Here is a 17,518-nt window from a genome sequence, read left to right on the forward strand (position 1 = left end):
ACTCCCGGTCTTTGTTATATCTTTAGTGTCTGATGCCATAAGACCAGAATAGTCATTTTCAAAAAACTTACTTTTTAAACTGACGGTCTTTCCATTCATAAACCCCAAACAAACTGTACAAGGCTACAAAAGAACTAAAAAAAGGATAAAGCAAACTGCTCAATAAAAGACTTCTGATTCTGGTTTCAGTTAAAAATCTATTCGTTATTGATAATAAAATAAAGTCGGTTATAAACTTTAAAAAGGCCAATAAAACCAAAATAGGATAACTCAGAATTCCAAAGAGAAATAAGAAAAAACCAACAACTAAAGTCAGATTTCCAAAGAAAACAATCAGCCCTAAAAACTTTCCAAAAGTACTTTTATACGAACTGGTTTTAGCTGCCCAGCGCACTCTTTGATAAAAAAGAGCTTTCCAGTTTTCGGTGGGCTTTGTAATGACTATGGCTTCCTGAGCTTTAAGATAATGTACTTCCGCAGGGAATTTCTCAATGGCTTTCTGCAGTAAAAAAACATCATCACCACTGGCGATTTTATCATTTCCTTCAAAGCCATTTAAACTTTCAAAAACTGATTTGGTGTAAGCAAAATTAGCTCCGTTGCACATAAAGCCTTTGTTAATTCCAAAACTTCCAATAGTCGCCCCTTGCAGACTCGTTAAATCTAACTGCTGGAAATGATCTAAAAAAGAGTTTTTACATTGGTATGAAACTGCTCCGGCAAGCATCGAAACTTTATTCTCCTGAATGTAATTATCAAATACCAAAAGCCAGTTTTCAGGTACAATACAATCCGCATCTGTTGTAATTACCCAATTGGTTTTTACCTGCTGCATGGCGGTTGTAATCGCGTCTTTTTTGGGAGAATTTGAAACCCGGACATTATCGATAACTGACAATTGATAATTAACAGCTGGTAAATGAAATTTCTCTTTAGAGCTATCATCTACTAAAATAACCTCAAATAAATCTGTTGGATAATGGAGTTTGGAAATACTATTTAAAAGATTAGGAAGGTTCTTTTCTTCATTTCTAAAAGGAACAATAATCGTAAAACTCATCTTCGGTTTTAAATCTGCGCTTTGATATTTTTTGATTTTAAAAAAACCATAAATCAGCAAATTAACACTAATTAGATATAGGATCAATATGCTCAATAAAGCAAAAATCATACTGCTGTTTTAGTTTTAAAATTCAGCACAAAATAACTTCCCAGCACTACCGGCAGCACTACATTTAAGAACCACATTAAAGTACTGATGAAAACTACAATCCATTCGTTTACGCCCAGTATCCCAAAGAAATACATCGCAACACTTCCTTTTACAGCAAAATCCAGAAACTGAAATGTAGGCAGAGATGAAGCCAGAAAATAAACCGAGGTTATTGTAGCCATCAGAATAAAATAAGGCAGTTCGACATCAAAAGCCAAAAACAAAAAGTAGTACTGATGCGAAAAAACCAAATAACGTAAAATTCCTAAAACTATATTTTTTCGGTGAACGGTTTTCGGAATTTCATTTATTTTATGAATCAGTTTTTCAATCGAATAGCCTTTGATTTTGATCTTCTTTAAAGAGAATAAAACTATCAGAAGCAATACAAATCCTCCAAATAAAATGGCAACAGTTTTGGTTGTAATGACGTGATATTGTGCATTGAAATACAGCAATCCAAACAGTCCAAAAATGACCGTTAAAATCATCTGGATTCCATTACAGATTAAGTTCAGGAAAACTACTCTTTTAGCCTCTGATTTTGGATAATACAATGCTTTTCCAGCGTACTCTCCTACTCCGTTTGGCGTGAAAATTCCGGCAGTTAAGGCCGCTAAAACCTGTTTTGTGGCTTCATAAACAGAGATTTTATGAATGACCTGAGCCAGATTCTGCCATTTTAAAATCTCAAAATAACGATTCAAAGCACTTAAAAGCAGAATAAACGAAATTCCTAAAACCGACTGGTTTTTACGAAACAAAACAATGAATTTCTGCCAGTCCAGCTTATCATTGCTGGCCAGCTGATTGTAAATAAAATAAAAAGCACCGCCAACAATCAAAAGTTTAGCCAGAAGAACAAGGAATTGCTTAGCTTTGTGAGGAATTGAAATCATGCCGCAAAAGTAATTGAATTTGAGAATGTGGCAATTTGAAAATAAGAAAATGAATCGTTTCGTTTTTCAAAAACTTGAAACCTGAAACTTGAAACAAAAAAACACTTGACAAAAGAACGCATCATATTAGGTATTGACCCCGGAACCACCATCATGGGTTTTGGATTGATTAAAGTAACCAATAAAAAAATGGAATTTCTACAGTTAAACGAATTGCAGCTTTCCAAATACGATAATCATTACCAAAAACTACGAGTTATTTTTGAAAGAACCATCGAGTTAATCGAAACACACTGCCCGGACGAAATCGCGATTGAAGCGCCTTTCTTTGGTAAAAACGTACAATCGATGTTAAAACTAGGCCGTGCACAGGGCGTTGCGATGGCGGCGGGACTTTCGAGAGGCATTCCAATTACTGAATACGAACCTAAAAAGATAAAAATGGCCATTACCGGAAACGGAAATGCCAGTAAAGAACAGGTCGCTAAAATGTTACAGCAGCTTTTAGGCTTAAAAGAATTACCTAAAAATCTCGATTCAACAGATGGTCTGGCCGCTGCGGTTTGCCACCATTTTAATTCTGGAAAAGTTATTGCCGGAAAGAGTTATTCTGGCTGGGATGCATTTGTGAAACAAAACGAAGATCGTATTAAGAAATGAGTTAATGTGCCAATTTGATAATTAGATAATTCTATAAACGACAAATAAATTATCTAATTGACGCATTCTCTAATTATCTAATTAAAAATGTCGGGGATCTACATTCACATACCTTTTTGCAAACAGGCCTGCCACTATTGCGACTTTCATTTTTCGACTTCGATGAAAAAGAAAGACGAAATGGTTTTGGCTTTGGCTAAAGAAATTACTGCACGCAAAAAAGAATTCGAAAACGATCCCGAATTCTCGGGAGTAGAAACCATTTATTTTGGCGGCGGAACTCCTTCGGTTTTGTCAAATGATGAAATCAACTTTTTAATTTCAGAAGTTTATAAAAACTATAAAGTTGTCGAAAATCCGGAAATTACGCTTGAAGCCAATCCGGATGATTTGTCTGCGGAACGCATTCTGGAATTATCAAAAAGTCCGATAAATCGTCTGAGCATCGGAATTCAGTCTTTTTATGAAGATGATCTGAAGATGATGAATCGTGCTCATAATTCGGCGGAAGCCAAAAAATGTCTGGAAGAAGCAACAAAATACTTCGATAATATTTCACTAGATTTAATTTACGGAATTCCCGGACTTAGCGACGAAATGTGGAAACAGAACATTCAAACGGCTTTGGATTTTGGTATTCCGCACATTTCGAGTTATGCTTTGACAGTGGAACCAAAAACCGCTTTAAGCAAATTAATTCAAACCGGAAAAATTGCTGAACCACAAGACGAAGCAGCCTCGAATCACTTTATGATTCTGGTGGATATGCTTCAGAAAAACGGTTTTATTCATTACGAATTATCCAATTTTGGAAAAGAGAATTATTTCTCCAAAAACAATTCGGCTTACTGGTTAGGAAAAAAATATATCGGAATCGGGCCTTCTGCGCATAGTTATGACGGTAAAAAAAGAGGCTGGAATATCGCGAATAACTCCTTGTATTTAAAAGCAATTCAAAACGATGAGCTTCCTATTGAAACAGAAATCTTAACTATTTCAGATCGTTATAATGAATATATTATGACGGGATTACGAACAATCTGGGGTGTTTCTCTTGAAAGAATTGAAAACGAATTTGGTTCAGAATATCTGAATTATTTATTGGAACAATCTCAGAAATTCCTAAATGACGATTTACTTTCCATCCAAAACAACATTTTAAAACCAACACCCAAAGGAAAATTTTTAACGGATGGAATTGCTTCAGATTTATTTTATCTGGAAGTTTAGGTCTAACCGCAAGTTTCGCTAAGATTTACGCTAAGAACGCAATTTATTTATTTGTAGGAATAAAATTATTATTTTAAAATCAAGCATTATATTTGAATTTTAAAATATTGATCGTATGTCAGAAAATGATTTATCCCGAATTGTATTTCATTCGGCATTAAAAGTTCATCAAACTTTAGGACCAGGACTTTTAGAAAGCGCTTATGAAGAATGCTTGTTTTATGAGTTGAAGAAATTAAACTTACTAGTTGAAAAACAAAAGGCTTTACCATTAATTTACGAAGAAGTAAAGTTAGATGTTGGTTATCGACTAGATATTTTAGTAGAAAATAAACTAATTTTGGAGATAAAGTCGGTAGATTGTTTAAATGATGTTCATTTTGCTCAACTATTGACATACTTAAAACTAACAAATTGCAAATTAGGATTATTAATAAATTTTAATGTCGCATTATTAAAACATGGAATTAAAAGAATAGTAAACAATCTCTAACAAAAAACATAGCGCCCTTTGCGTAAATCTTAGCGAACTTTGCGGTTAAATCTATGAAAGCAAAAATCAACAACTTCGAAATCGACTTATCAAAACCAATAGACATCTCCATTCCATTAACCAATACCGATAAAAATCCGATAGCCTGGTACATCGAAAAACCGGTTATCGAACCAGTAATTTTTGGTGACTGGATTGGGAAAGTTTCGGAAGGAAAATCATCTACGAATTTCAATAATATTTTCTTCAATCCGCATGGACATGGTACACATACGGAATGTCTGGGACATATTACAAATGATTTTTACAGTATCAATCAAGCTTTAAAGCAGTTTTTCTTTTTTGCTGAATTGATTACAATTGAACCTGAGAAAATTGGAGATGATTTTGTCATTACGAAAGAACAGATTTCAGCTTTAGTGACTACAAAAGCTGAAGCTTTAATCATCAGAACACTTCCAAATCAGCTAGAAAAAAAGTCTCGGAAATATTCGAATACCAATCCGCCGTATTTGTCTGAAGAGGCTGCGGTTTTCATCCACGAAAGCGAAATTCAGCATTTACTGATTGATCTTCCCAGCGTTGACAAAGAACATGACGAAGGGAAATTACTGGCTCACAAAGCATTTTGGAATGTAAAAGACACGATAAATCTAAATGCTGATGCAAGATTAAATGCCACGATTACCGAAATGATTTATGTTCTGGACGAAATTGAAGACGGCGATTACATCCTAAATCTTCAAATTGCTTCATTTGAAAACGACGCAAGTCCGAGCAAACCAATTTTATATAAGATTTAAAAGTTCGCCGCTAATTGCACCAATTTACACGAATTAATTTTTTGCCACAGATTATAAGGATTAAAATGATTTAATCTGTGTTAATCTTTTTAATCTGTGGCAGAATAAAAATAGAAATCAGCGCAAATCCATGAAATTGCTTCACCTGTTCGCTATCGCTCGGGTAGTGGCAAAAAAACAACAAACTATGATTACTGTTTCAACAGATAAAACTAAACTCGACGTTCCGTTTATACAGAACTTTTTAAAAGATATTTATTGGGCAGCAGGAAGAACTCTTGAAGAAGTCCAGCGTACTATTGATGCTTCAGTTTGTTTCGGAATTTACCTGAATGACAAACAAATTGGTTTTGCCAGAGTGATAACTGATTACGTCGTTTTTGCTTATTTAATGGATGTTTTTATTACAGAAGAACATCGTGGAAAAGGTTATTCGTCTATATTAATTGACTCCTTGATGAAGGAACCTCAATTACAGGAAGTCAAAATCTGGCGACTGGCAACCACCGACGCTCACTTTTTATATGAGAAATTCGGATTCACAAAACTGAATCATCCTGAAAAGATGATGGAAAAAATAATCAAATGAAAACAGTTCTAAAACTCGAAGAAACAGCCTTATTAATTCTCGGCATTTTTTTATTTAACCGCTTAAATTACGACTGGTGGTGGTTTTTAGCTTTATTATTGGCTCCGGATTTGTCGATGATTGGCTATGTTTTTGGAAATAAAACTGGCGCTTTATCCTATAATATCTTTCATCATAAAGGAATAGCACTTTTCCTTTATGGCATTGGATGTTATTTTAGTATTGAAAGTGTTCAGTTAGCCGGAATTATTTTATTTTCACATTCGGCAATGGATCGTGTTTTTGGTTATGGCTTAAAATATGAAAAAGGCTTTAAATACACACATTTAGGTGAAATTGGAAAATAAATACAGTTATGAATTTAGAAACGTTTTATGAATACTGTCTGTCGAAAAAAGGCGTAAGTGAACACTTCCCTTTTGATGAAGACACACTGGTTTTTAAAGTGGGCGGAAAAATGTTTGCTTTATCCTCTTTATCACAGTGGGAAAAGAACCAACAATCTGTCAACTTAAAATGCGATCCGGATCGCGCACAGGAACTCAGAGCAGAATATGACGAAATACAGCCTGGATTTCATATGAGCAAAGTACACTGGAATACGGTTTCTTTAAACGGAAACCTGCCTGTAAAATTCGTTCAAGAACTTATAGACCATTCGTATGATTTGGTTTTCAAAAGTTTGACAAAGAAAATTCAGACCGAAATTATCGACCCGAGGTAAAAATTTTACCGAACTGGCGAAGCAATTAGAAAATTAGGCATTACATTTGCAAGTAAGACAACAAACTTAACAACTCAATCCTAACAGCCGAAAGGATTGCCAATTAGCAGTTTATAGAACCATGAAAGAACAATTTAAAAAATTTCTTAACGAAGAACAAGATCCAAAAGCGATTGAAAAAATCACTTCAAAACTGAACGACTTATTAATGAAAGGCGAAGAAGTTGGATATATCGCAGTACAAAAAAAACCTGCTATTACTGTTTTTCCTGATAGTATTGTATTGACAAACAAACGTATTATTATCTGTAAACCTAAAAATTTAGGCCTTTCTATGGATTTTACAGATTACACCTGGGATGATATTGCCAGTACTTTTGTAAAAGAAAACATCTTAGGTTCTGAGTTTTCATTTGGCACCAAAACAGATTTAGCAGTTTCTATTGATTATATCCCAAAAATTCAGGCCCGAAAAATTTATACATATGCTAAAGAACAATTGGATTTATTAAAAAATCCGGTTTCTGCAGCAGTTCCGGTTCAGGAAATTATTGAAGAAGAACCTGTAATTGAAGATATTGTTGAAGAAGTAGAAACGGAAGAGGTAACCAGCTTCGCTGAAATCTTACCTTCGGCTCCGGCTTTTACCGAAACTTTTGAACCGCTTCCAACGCAGCCGGCAGGAGAACGTAAATTAAGCGATTTATCTAAAGAAGAACTTTTTGATAAATTACAGAACTATAAAAAACTTCTTGATAATGGTTTGATTATGCAGGGAGAATATGATGCTTACAAAAAAGAGATTTTAAGTTATATGTAATAGCTAACCGTAAAGGTCGCTAAGACTTACGCAAGGTTCGCAAAGAAAAACCCATCAGCATAACTGATGGGTTTTATTTTATAAAAACTTTGCGAACTTTTGCGCAAAATCCTTGCGCTCTTTGCGGTTAAGCAAACTAAAGCGTACCTTCTGTTTGTCTAAAAATCTGTGTGATTGTAACTCTAATAACTCTTTTGCGTTTTTTCGCTGCAGATCGTACAGGTTTTTATCTTCGGCAATATCGGCATATACCTGATCGTGCATCTGGGCACTGGTTTTGATCAGTAGTTCACGCTGGTATTTATTTTGTTCCAGAGTCGCTTTCATGGCTGTTTCGGCTTCTTCCTGTTTGAAATCGAATTCTCCTTTTGGAGCCAATAATTTGGCAATAATCGGCGATGTTTCGATTGCCAGAAACAACAGCATGATAAAAAATGAAGGAAGCCAAGGCAGTTTGTTCAAGGCATTAATACGCGCCATTAATCCGTCGAAACCTTCAATGATGGGTTGTGTCTGTGAAACTTTTTTGTCTAAATCGGCTTGTAATTGTTTACCCGCTTTTTCTTTTTCGGCAATTTTGGCTTCGTTTGTCGTTTTTAAAGTTTCGAATTCTTTGAGAGCGGCATCGTGTTTTTCACGTTTTTCTTTGTAAACCGGGCCTTTCCCCAGTTTTTTAGTTCCGGAAGTTCCTTCAGCTTCGGTAATATAAGTATTGTATAAAGCATTTACTTCTTTCTCTTTTTTTACAATATCGGCTTTTAGGGCTGCGATTTCGGCTTTGTTTTTATCTAAATCCGATTTGAAATAATTCCCAACCTGCTTTTTGTTGGCCAGTTCCATTTCATTTTTCTCTTTCAGTAAAACAGTATTGATTTCTTTTTCAAAGATTTTAATCTCTAATGGTTTCGAAATAACAATGGCAATAATGATGGCCAGCGCAATACGGGGAGTCGCCTGAAGGAATTCATCCATAAAACGGTCTCTCTTTTTAATGGTCGAAACGATAAACCGGTCCAGGTTAAAAATTAGTAAACTCCAGACAAATCCAAAGATTAAAGCAGGATAAATGGAATCAAAAACGGTGAATAGTGCATAAGCACTGGCTAAAAATGCCATTACAGCGGTAAAAAATACGGTGGCGCCAATACCCACATATTTAGTTTGTTCGCCCTCTGAGCATCCTTCTAACAAGTCCCGGTCAGCTCCGGAACACAGGATAAAAAATTGTTTTAACATGATTGATGATTTTTGATTGATTGATACGGCAAATTTAACGCCAAATTTTCAATTACAATCAAAATATCAATTTGTTTTTCACTGCTGCTCAATTATTTGGTGAAACAAATGTTATTTAAACATTAATAAAAACAAGTCTCATTTGATTAATCATAACACTATGTTAATTTTTTTAAAGGGTTTTAGTAATACAAAGATTCTAGTTTCGCAACCAAATCAAACTAAACAACACAATGAAAAAATTCTATTTATTACTAACATTTCTATTTCTTGCCGTTTCAGGTTATGCGCAAAAAGCCATAATTTCGGGAAAAGTACTGGATGCTGATGACAAACTGCCTCTGCCTGGAGCTATGGTTCAGATTGTAGGCGAGAAAAAATACACCGTTTCTGATTATAACGGTCGTTTTGAACTATTGAATATTAACGAGGGAACTTATACAGTTGAAGTTAAATATATTGGATATACTACTTTATCTCAGGAAATAAAAGTAGAACAGGGAAAAAACAATGTAATTGATTTTGCTCTTAAGGCTTCTGAAAATGAACTGAAAGAAGTTATTGTCGGAGACATCTTAAAAGGTCAGGCAAAAGCACTGAATCAGCAGAAAAACAACAAAAATATTGGTAACGTAATCTCTTCTGATCAAATGGGACGTTTCCCGGATGCTAACGTGGGAGATGCTCTAAAACGTGTTCCTGGTATTACGATGCAGAATGATCAGGGTGAAGCCCGTAATATTATCATCAGAGGTTTAGCTCCGTCATTAAACTCGGTTACTTTAAATGGTGACCGTATTCCATCTGCTGAAGGTGATAACAGAAACGTACAAATGGACTTAATTCCGTCTGATATGATTTCGACTATTGAAGTAAACAAAACCTTAACTTCAGACATGGATGCTGATGCGATTGGAGGTTCTGTAAACTTAATTACTAGAGCCACTCCAAATGGCGAAAGAATCTCGACAACTCTTGCAGGAGGATATCTTCCAATTCGTGAACATGCAAGTTATACGGCAGGTTTAGTATATGGTAACCGCTTTTTTGATAACAAATTGGGAGCTGTTTTCAGCGGTTCCTATAACAATGTAGATTACGGATCTGACAACATCGAAAACGAATGGGTAAAAGATGAATTTGGAAACGAATATCTTCAGGCTTCAGAAATCAGAAAATATGATGTACAGCGTATTCGCCGCAGCGGATCTATTGCTTTAGATTATAAATTTAACGAAAACAATACCATTTTTGCTAATGCCATTTACAACTGGAGAGATGACAGAGAAAATCGTTTCAGAACGACTATTGATGATATTGAACCAATTTATAATGGTGAAGAAATCACTGGTTTTGAAGGTCGTGTAAAACGCCAGACAAAAGGTGGTTTAGACAACAGCCGTAACAAAAACAGAAGATTAGAAGACCAAAGAGTTCAAAATTACTCTCTTCGTGGAGAACACCTAATCAACTCAACTTTAGATTTAGACTGGTCTGCCAACTACGCAAAAGCAAGAGAATACCGTCCGGGTGAACGTTATATTGAATATCGTCAAAAAGGTCTTGATGTATTTCAAAACTTAACAGATACCAGATTTCCTTTAGTTACTACAGCTGGCGAAGCTACAGACGAATTTGAATTTGATTCGGTTACCGAAAATACAGACGAAACCAGCGAAAGTGAATTTGGAGCTAAAGTAAACATCCGTTTTCCATTTTCTGTAATTGCGGGAGAAAAAGGAAGATTGAGAACGGGTTTAAGACTTCGTTTAAAAGAGAAAGAAAGAAACAATATGTTCTATTCTTATACGCCGTTAAATGATGATATGGAATTATTATCACAAGTCCCAACAAGTTATTATGATGGACAGGGATTTAATCCGGGAAGTAAATATGTACCGGGAACTTTTGCTTCTGCGGCTTATTTAGGAAGTTTAGATTTAAACAATGCTTCCTTATTTGAAAAAGAAACTGATCCGGCAGAATATTTAGCGGTAAACTATAACGCTAAAGAAAGAATTACGGCAGCTTATGTAAGATGGGATCAGGATTTTAATGATAAACTTTCAATGGTAATGGGGGTTCGTGTTGAAAATACTCATATTGATTATACAGGAAACCGCGTATTAGACGAAGAAGAATTAGAAAGCAAAATCAACAATACAAACTCATACACAAATGTATTGCCAAGTATTTCATTCCAATACAACGCGACAAAAGATTTAGTTTTAAGAGCTGCAGTTACAACGGCTTTAGCAAGACCAAATTACTATGCTTTGGCTCCTTATGTAAACAATATTGCTGCTGATAAAGAAATTACAGCAGGAAATCCGGGTCTTAAAGCTACTTACTCCTACAACTATGATTTCATGGCAGAGAACTATTTCAAATCTGTTGGTTTGATTTCAGGAGGTGTTTTCTACAAAAGATTAAATGATTTTATTTACAACTACAGCGACAATCAATATACTGATGCTAAATTTGCTGCAGATTTCCCAAATCAATCGAATCCAATTCCAGCAGGAGAAAACTGGTCTTTCTTACAATCGAGAAATGGAGATAACGTTGATGTTTACGGATTTGAAGTTGCTTTCCAGCGTCAGTTGGATTTCCTTCCGGGTAAATTCTTAAAAGGTTTTGCTGTATACTTAAACTATACTTACACAAAATCTAAAGCAAGCGGAATTGCTGACGAAGACGGAAACGAAAGAAACGACATCAGTCTTCCGGGAACAACGCCTCACATGTTTAACGGATCTTTATCCTGGGAAAACAAACGTTTTTCTGCCAGAATCTCAACCAACTTTACCTCTGATTACTTAGATGAATTAGGTTCTGAGTCTTACAAAGACAGTTATTATGACAAGCAGTTTTTCTTAGATGCTAATGCTTCTTATAAAATTACTCCAAAACTTCGCTTTTTTGCTGAAGCTAACAACTTAACCAACCAGCCGTTACGTTACTACCAGGGAGTTGCTGCACACACCAAACAAGCTGAATACTACCAGCCTCGTTATAACTTCGGATTGAAATTAGACTTGTAAAATCAATACTAAAAACTACTAAATTAGACAGGACTTAGTGGTTCTGTCTAATTCATTTAAAATAAAATAACAAAATGAAAAATAAATCGATACTTGCTTTTTTACTTTTAAGTTTGGCCTTTACAGCTTGTAAAGACGATAAATTAGCACCCATTCAACCCAATGCTGTAAAACCTACAGTGGTTACTGAAGCTTTGCCTCATGATACAGACGATCCATCAATCTGGATTAATCCGGCAGATGCTTCCAAAAGTATTATCGTTGGAACAGACAAAGACACTGACGGAGGTTTATACGCTTTTGATCTGAATGGAAAAATCCTTAAAAAATCAATTCCGTTAAAACGTCCGAACAATGTAGATATCGCTTACGGATTAATCATTGACGGAAAAAAAGTAGACGTTGCCGTTACGACAGAACGTGAGAGCAATAAAATCAGAATCTTCAGTTTACCGGATTTAGAGCCAATTGATAATGGCGGAATCGAAGTTTTTGAAGGCGAAGCTGAACGCGATCCAATGGGAATTTCTTTATACACTCGTCCGAGCGACCAAAAGATTTTTGCTATCGTTGGAAGAAAAACAGGTCCTTCTGGAACTTATTTATGGCAGTATGAGCTTTCTGGAAATGGAAAATTTGCTGCAGCAAAAGTGGTTCGTAAATTTGGAACTTACAGCGGAAAGAAAGAAATTGAAGCTATCGCAGTTGACAATGAATTAGGTTTCGTGTACTATTGCGACGAACAAATTGGAATTAGAAAATACAAAGCAGATCCGGCTTTAAAGGACAATAAAGAATTGGCTTTCTTTGGTCAAAAAGACTTCAAAGCAGATCACGAAGGAATTGCTATTTACAAAAAAACAGATTCTACCGGATATATTTTAGTGTCTAACCAACAGGCAAATTCTTTTATGGTGTATCCAAGAGAAGGTGCAAATGGAAATCCAAACAATCATCCATTGTTAGCTGAAGTTCCAACTTCGACAATCGAATGCGATGGTGCCGACGTTACAAGCGTAAACTTAGGTCCAAAATTCAAAAACGGACTTTTCGCAGCAATGAGTAACGGAATGACGTTTCATTATTACACCTGGGATTTAATCCAAAAACGTATTGACGAAGCGAAGAAATAAAGTTTTCAGTCGCAGTCACAGTTTTCAGTCTCGCTCTGAAAACTGTGACTGAGACTGAGACTACAAAAAAAGCTGTTCAAAACGAACAGCTTTTTTACTTTGAATTAAATAATTCCTTTTATTCTGTAATCGGTGCGCCTGCTAAGATTTCAGCATTGGCAAACTCTTCAAATTTGGCAAAATTAGCTTTGAATTTCTGTGCTAATTCCAGCGCTTTTTTATCGTATAAATCTTTGTCTTCCCAGGTGTTTCTTGGGTTTAGAATTTCACTTGGGACATTCGGACAAGACTGAGGTTTTGCAATTCCAAAAACTTTGTGATCTGCGTACTCTACATTATCCAGCTCTCCGTTTAAAGCTGCGGTAATCATAGCACGGGTATATTTTAATTTCATACGGCTTCCGGTTCCGTAGGCTCCGCCTGTCCATCCTGTATTGATTAACCACACTTTTACACCGGCATCTTTCATTTTTTTGCTTAACATTTCAGCATATTTTGTTGGGTGCAAAGGCATAAACGGTGCTCCAAAACAAGCCGAAAAATTAGGCTGCGGCTCTGTTACTCCGGCTTCTGTTCCCGCTACTTTTGCTGTATAACCAGAAATAAAGTGATAAGCAGCCTGACCCGGAGTTAATTTTGAAATTGGAGGCAGGATTCCAAATGAATCTGCTGTAAGGAAAAAGATATTCTTTGGGTTATGTCCGATAGACCCCGGCTGAATATTGTCGATATGGGTAATTGGGTAACTTACACGAGTATTTTGTGTGATCGAAACATCATCATAATCTACCTCGTTAGTTCCTGTTTTAAAAACTACATTTTCTAAAAGAGCTCCTTTTTTGATTGCTCTGAAAATATCCGGTTCGTTTTCTTCTGAAAGGTTTATTACTTTAGCGTAACATCCGCCTTCAAAATTGAAAACCGTATTTTCACTTGTCCATCCGTGCTCATCGTCTCCAATTAATTTACGTTCCGGATCAGCGGATAAAGTTGTTTTTCCTGTTCCGGATAAACCAAAGAAAATCGCAGTATCACCATCTTTACCTACATTGGCACTGCAGTGCATTGGTAATGTGTTTTCAAAAACCGGCAAAATGAAGTTTAAGGCAGAGAAAATTCCTTTTTTCATTTCTCCCGTATATCCTGTCCCGCCAATTAAGGCTGTTTTTTTAGTAAAATCCAAAATAGCAAAATTAGACTGACGTGTTCCGTCTACAGCAGGATCTGCCATAAAACCAGGAGCACATATTACGGTCCACTCCGGAGTAAAATTGGCTAACTCAGAATCTTCCGGTCTTAAGAACATATTGTAGCAAAACAAGTTCGACCATGCAGTTTCGGTTACAACACGAACATTTAATCTGTAGTTTTTATCGGAGCACACATAGGAATCACGAACAAAAACTTCTTTGTTGGATAAATAAGCTGTTACCTTGTTATATAATTTTTCAAAAGCTTCCGGTGCAAAAGGAATATTTACATTTCCCCACCATACTTTATCTTCTGTAATGCTGTCTTTTACAATAAAACGATCTTGTGGAGAGCGTCCTGTAAATTCACCTGTATTAATTGCCAAAGCACCTGTAGAGGCCTCAACACCTTGTCCTGACTGCACAGTAATCGCATGTAATTCTTCTGGTGATAACTGGTAGCGAACCGCTGCATTTTCTATTCCTAAATCTTTTAGCGAAATCGATTGCGCAAATAGGGTATTATTGTCCATAAATTTTAATGTTGTTGTGTTATTTTTCGGTGCAACAAAATATAATTTTACTTAGTCCTGAACGTAAAGTACAAGTTTGCAAATTGTTATATTTTTTATCAAAGCAGATAAAAAGCAATAAAAATTCACATAAGCAACCTTATATGTTAATTATGAGACAAAATTAAAGATTAATTTTTATACAGAATTTTTTTTTCGGGATTTTATGATTTTTTCCTCAAAATAGTAAGAAATAATACTGCCCAGGCGATAATTAATAAGAATCCGCCCAAAGGTGTTGCGAAAACGATAATTTTAGAATCAAAAACTGTAAGACTTTTGGTGGCTAATAAGTAAATCGATCCACTAAAAAGAACAACTCCGGCTACAACTAAATTGTAAATAGTTTTTGTCGTTTTTTCGGCTATATCTTTACGGGTAGAAAGAAAAAGTAAAAAGAGTGCGTGGTACATTTGATAACGAACACCCACCTCAAAAGTGTTTAACTCTTCAATAGACAAATATTTTTTTAATAAATGGGCTCCAAAAGCACCAAAAATAATGGCTAACATTCCTATAAAGGCTCCGGTTAAAACAATTCTTCTTTTCATATTTTGTTATACTTTAATTTTAGCAAAAATACTTCATCCTGCTTAATTTTTGTTTCTGTTTACAAAATATTTCATATCCAAAACGGACTTTTTTATTTCATGGTACAGTAAAAAATGAATTGTATTTTTTAAATTAAATTTGTTATATTTATAACATTTTAATATGTTTGTGTTAAATACCTAAATTATGAGAAGCATTTTAATAATTGGAGCCGGCAGATCTGCATCTTCCTTAATACACTATCTGCTTTCAAAATCAGAAACCGAAGACCTGCATTTGGTTGTAGCTGATTTGTCTTTGGCCTTAGCCGAGAAAAAAACACAAAAACATCCCAATGCTACTCCAATTGCTTTAGACATTTTTGATACCAAAGAAAGACAGGCGGCTGTCGAAAAAGCTTCTATCGTCATTTCGATGCTTCCGGCTCATTTACATATTGAAATTGCCAAAGACTGTATTCTCTTCAAAAAACATCTCGTAACAGCTTCTTATATAAGTGATGCCATGCAGGCTTTGGATGAAGAAGTTAAAAAAAACAATCTGATCTTCATGAATGAAATTGGCCTTGATCCCGGAATTGATCATATGAGTGCCATGAAAGTGATTGACGAAATCCGGTCAAAAGGCGGTAATATGTTGTTGTTTGAATCTTTTTGCGGCGGATTAGTAGCTCCGGAATCTGATACTAATTTATGGAATTACAAATTTACCTGGGCACCAAGAAATGTTGTTCTGGCCGGACAGGGCGGTGCAGCCAAATTTATTCAGGAAGGTACATATAAATATATTCCGTACAGCGCTTTGTTTAGAAGAACTGAATTCCTGGAAGTAGAAGGCTACGGAAAATTTGAAGCTTATTCTAATAGGGATTCGCTTAAATACAGATCTGTTTATGGCTTAGATGATATCCTGACTTTATATAGAGGAACTATACGAAGGGTTGGTTTTTCGAAAGCATGGAATATGTTTGTACAACTTGGAATGACGGATGACAGTTATATTATGGAAGGCTCAGAAAATATGAGTTATCGTGAATTTGTGAATTCGTTCCTACCCTACCATCCAACAGATTCTGTTGAAATCAAAACTCGTTTTATTTTAAAAATAGACCAGGACGACATTATGTGGGACAAGCTTTTGGAACTGGATTTATTTAACCCAAACAAAAAGGTAAATCTGCCTAATGCAACTCCTGCCCAGATTTTAGAAAAAATCCTAACCGACAGCTGGGCCTTACAGGCGGATGATAAAGATATGATCGTGATGTACCATAAGTTTGGCTACGAACTCAACGGAGAGAAAAAACAGATCGATTCAAAAATGGTCTGCATTGGCGACGATCAGACGTATACTGCCATGGCAAAAACAGTGGGACTTCCGGTAGCAATTGCCGCATTACTGATTTTAAACGGAAAAATCACCACTCCGGGCGTACAGCTTCCTATAAAAAAGGAAGTGTATGAACCTATATTAAAAGAACTGGAAGCGTACGACGTTATTTTTAACGAACAAACTGTACCTTATTTTGGATACAATCCGGATTTATTCTAATTCGGATTCCTTTTTATTTTTAGAATTTTTTTTAGTTTATTTTATCCGCTTCTGGAAAACAGAAGCGGATTTTTTATTTTAAGACTCTACCGGAAAAGGTTTAAAGAAACAGAGGTTTTATGATTTGCCGCAATTTTAATTTTTATAACGTTTCTTAAAACAGTATACTTTAAAAGTCCCCGAAAGACAGCAAATCACCTATAAAACACTCATTTTGAAATTTTAAACACCTTTGAAACTTCAAAAATTTAACCTTTGATTTTACTTCTTTTCAAAATAAATACGTTTCTCTTTTTCCTGGTTTGTATCTATATAAATCCGAAAAACGATAATGCCTTTAACCTTTTTCCCGTTAATCGAGGCTGGTTTCCATTTTGGCGAAAGCTGAATAACCCGCAGCGCTTCTTCGTCTAATCCAAAACCTAAATTCGTCAAAACTTTAATATCAGATACAGAACCGTCTTTGTCTACTATAAACTGTACCGGAATTTCTCCCTGCACTTTTTTCCTGACTGCTTTATTAGGGATTTTAAAATTGTTTTTTACAAAATCACGAAACTTATAGATACTTCCCGGAAAATCAGCGGCAATTTCTACAGACATAAAAATATCATTTGCGGCTCCATCTTCTTGTTTTGCATTAAGATCCTGAGCCCTGCTTTTGGTGTTTAAAAAAAGTAACAGCAGCACTATAAAATTCAGACTAAGTATTTTTTTCATATTCTTTAAGTCGTTTAAACAATTAAAACATGTATGGTTCTTATATACAAATATAGATTTTTAAAAGTGTTCACTAATCTGACAAAAAA

Annotated in this window: 17 protein-coding genes; 11 read left to right on the forward strand and 6 right to left on the reverse strand. The window is 35.3% G+C overall.

Annotated features, from left to right (window positions below):
• Positions 1 to 67: 67 nt before the first annotated feature.
• Both ACODST_RS01330 and ACODST_RS01335 read right to left on the reverse strand, forming a co-directional pair.
• Complete coding sequence (locus tag ACODST_RS01330; protein ID WP_488930313.1) at positions 68 to 1,171, reverse strand: glycosyltransferase family 2 protein; 1,104 nt, start codon at positions 1,169 to 1,171, stop codon at positions 68 to 70.
• On the reverse strand, positions 1,168 to 2,112 hold the full coding sequence (locus ACODST_RS01335) for a hypothetical protein (protein ID WP_488930314.1): 945 nt from the start codon (positions 2,110 to 2,112) through the stop codon (positions 1,168 to 1,170). The genes ACODST_RS01330 and ACODST_RS01335 overlap by 4 nt, the downstream gene beginning before the upstream one ends.
• A gap of 105 nt (positions 2,113 to 2,217) precedes the next feature.
• Here ACODST_RS01335 and ruvC point away from each other — a divergent pair, with 105 nt between their 5' ends.
• The 8 genes from ruvC to ACODST_RS01375 all read left to right on the forward strand — a co-directional run bounded on the left by ruvC (position 2,218) and on the right by ACODST_RS01375 (position 7,431).
• Positions 2,218 to 2,772 carry a crossover junction endodeoxyribonuclease RuvC gene (gene ruvC / locus ACODST_RS01340; RefSeq protein ID WP_488930315.1) on the forward strand — a complete coding sequence of 185 codons (555 nt, stop codon included), beginning with the start codon at positions 2,218 to 2,220 and terminating at the stop codon, positions 2,770 to 2,772.
• 87 nt (positions 2,773 to 2,859) lie between these two features.
• The gene (hemW, locus tag ACODST_RS01345; protein WP_488930316.1) at positions 2,860 to 4,002 is read left to right on the forward strand and encodes a radical SAM family heme chaperone HemW; all 1,143 of its coding nucleotides are present in this window, start codon (positions 2,860 to 2,862) and stop codon (positions 4,000 to 4,002) included.
• Between the two features lie 115 nt (positions 4,003 to 4,117).
• Entirely contained in the window at positions 4,118 to 4,495 is a 378-nt protein-coding gene (locus ACODST_RS01350) for a GxxExxY protein (protein ID WP_488930317.1), read from the forward strand.
• A gap of 53 nt (positions 4,496 to 4,548) precedes the next feature.
• Positions 4,549 to 5,298, forward strand: coding sequence for a cyclase family protein (locus ACODST_RS01355; protein ID WP_488930318.1), 750 nt, complete (start codon positions 4,549 to 4,551; stop codon positions 5,296 to 5,298).
• 187 nt (positions 5,299 to 5,485) lie between these two features.
• The gene (locus tag ACODST_RS01360; RefSeq protein WP_488930319.1) at positions 5,486 to 5,887 is read left to right on the forward strand and encodes a GNAT family N-acetyltransferase; all 402 of its coding nucleotides are present in this window, start codon (positions 5,486 to 5,488) and stop codon (positions 5,885 to 5,887) included.
• Positions 5,884 to 6,234: a DUF4260 domain-containing protein gene (locus ACODST_RS01365; RefSeq protein ID WP_488930320.1), complete on the forward strand. Its 351-nt coding sequence runs from the start codon at positions 5,884 to 5,886 to the stop codon at positions 6,232 to 6,234. Before ACODST_RS01360 ends, ACODST_RS01365 begins: the two co-directional genes overlap by 4 nt.
• Positions 6,235 to 6,242: 8 nt before the next feature.
• A complete protein-coding gene (locus ACODST_RS01370) occupies positions 6,243 to 6,611 on the forward strand; it encodes an MmcQ/YjbR family DNA-binding protein (protein ID WP_488930321.1) in 369 nt (122 codons plus the stop codon).
• Positions 6,612 to 6,732: 121 nt separating this feature from the next.
• Positions 6,733 to 7,431 carry a PH domain-containing protein gene (locus tag ACODST_RS01375; RefSeq protein ID WP_488930322.1) on the forward strand — a complete coding sequence of 233 codons (699 nt, stop codon included), beginning with the start codon at positions 6,733 to 6,735 and terminating at the stop codon, positions 7,429 to 7,431.
• 78 nt (positions 7,432 to 7,509) lie between these two features.
• Here ACODST_RS01375 and ACODST_RS01380 read toward each other — a convergent pair whose 3' ends face one another.
• Positions 7,510 to 8,667 carry a DUF4407 domain-containing protein gene (locus tag ACODST_RS01380; RefSeq protein WP_488930323.1) on the reverse strand — a complete coding sequence of 386 codons (1,158 nt, stop codon included), beginning with the start codon at positions 8,665 to 8,667 and terminating at the stop codon, positions 7,510 to 7,512.
• Positions 8,668 to 8,900: 233 nt separating this feature from the next.
• Between ACODST_RS01380 and ACODST_RS01385 the strand changes: the two genes are divergently transcribed.
• Together ACODST_RS01385 and ACODST_RS01390 are read left to right on the forward strand one after the other, a co-directional pair.
• Positions 8,901 to 11,711, forward strand: coding sequence for a TonB-dependent receptor (locus ACODST_RS01385; protein ID WP_488930324.1), 2,811 nt, complete (start codon positions 8,901 to 8,903; stop codon positions 11,709 to 11,711).
• 74 nt (positions 11,712 to 11,785) lie between these two features.
• Positions 11,786 to 12,844 carry a phytase gene (locus ACODST_RS01390; RefSeq protein WP_488930325.1) on the forward strand — a complete coding sequence of 353 codons (1,059 nt, stop codon included), beginning with the start codon at positions 11,786 to 11,788 and terminating at the stop codon, positions 12,842 to 12,844.
• Positions 12,845 to 12,962: 118 nt separating this feature from the next.
• On the opposite strand, the gene pckA is transcribed toward ACODST_RS01390, so the two are convergent.
• Both pckA and ACODST_RS01400 read right to left on the reverse strand, forming a co-directional pair.
• Entirely contained in the window at positions 12,963 to 14,567 is a 1,605-nt protein-coding gene (gene pckA, locus ACODST_RS01395) for a phosphoenolpyruvate carboxykinase (ATP) (RefSeq protein WP_488930326.1), read from the reverse strand.
• Between the two features lie 203 nt (positions 14,568 to 14,770).
• Complete coding sequence (locus tag ACODST_RS01400; protein WP_488930327.1) at positions 14,771 to 15,157, reverse strand: DUF423 domain-containing protein; 387 nt, start codon at positions 15,155 to 15,157, stop codon at positions 14,771 to 14,773.
• Positions 15,158 to 15,344: 187 nt separating this feature from the next.
• Between ACODST_RS01400 and ACODST_RS01405 the strand changes: the two genes are divergently transcribed.
• Positions 15,345 to 16,709, forward strand: coding sequence for a saccharopine dehydrogenase family protein (locus tag ACODST_RS01405; protein ID WP_488930328.1), 1,365 nt, complete (start codon positions 15,345 to 15,347; stop codon positions 16,707 to 16,709).
• A gap of 261 nt (positions 16,710 to 16,970) precedes the next feature.
• On the opposite strand, the gene ACODST_RS01410 is transcribed toward ACODST_RS01405, so the two are convergent.
• Positions 16,971 to 17,429 carry an energy transducer TonB gene (locus ACODST_RS01410; RefSeq protein WP_488930329.1) on the reverse strand — a complete coding sequence of 153 codons (459 nt, stop codon included), beginning with the start codon at positions 17,427 to 17,429 and terminating at the stop codon, positions 16,971 to 16,973.
• Between the last annotated feature and the right edge of the window lie 89 nt (positions 17,430 to 17,518).

This window comes from Flavobacterium sp. FG19, from assembly GCF_057809475.1.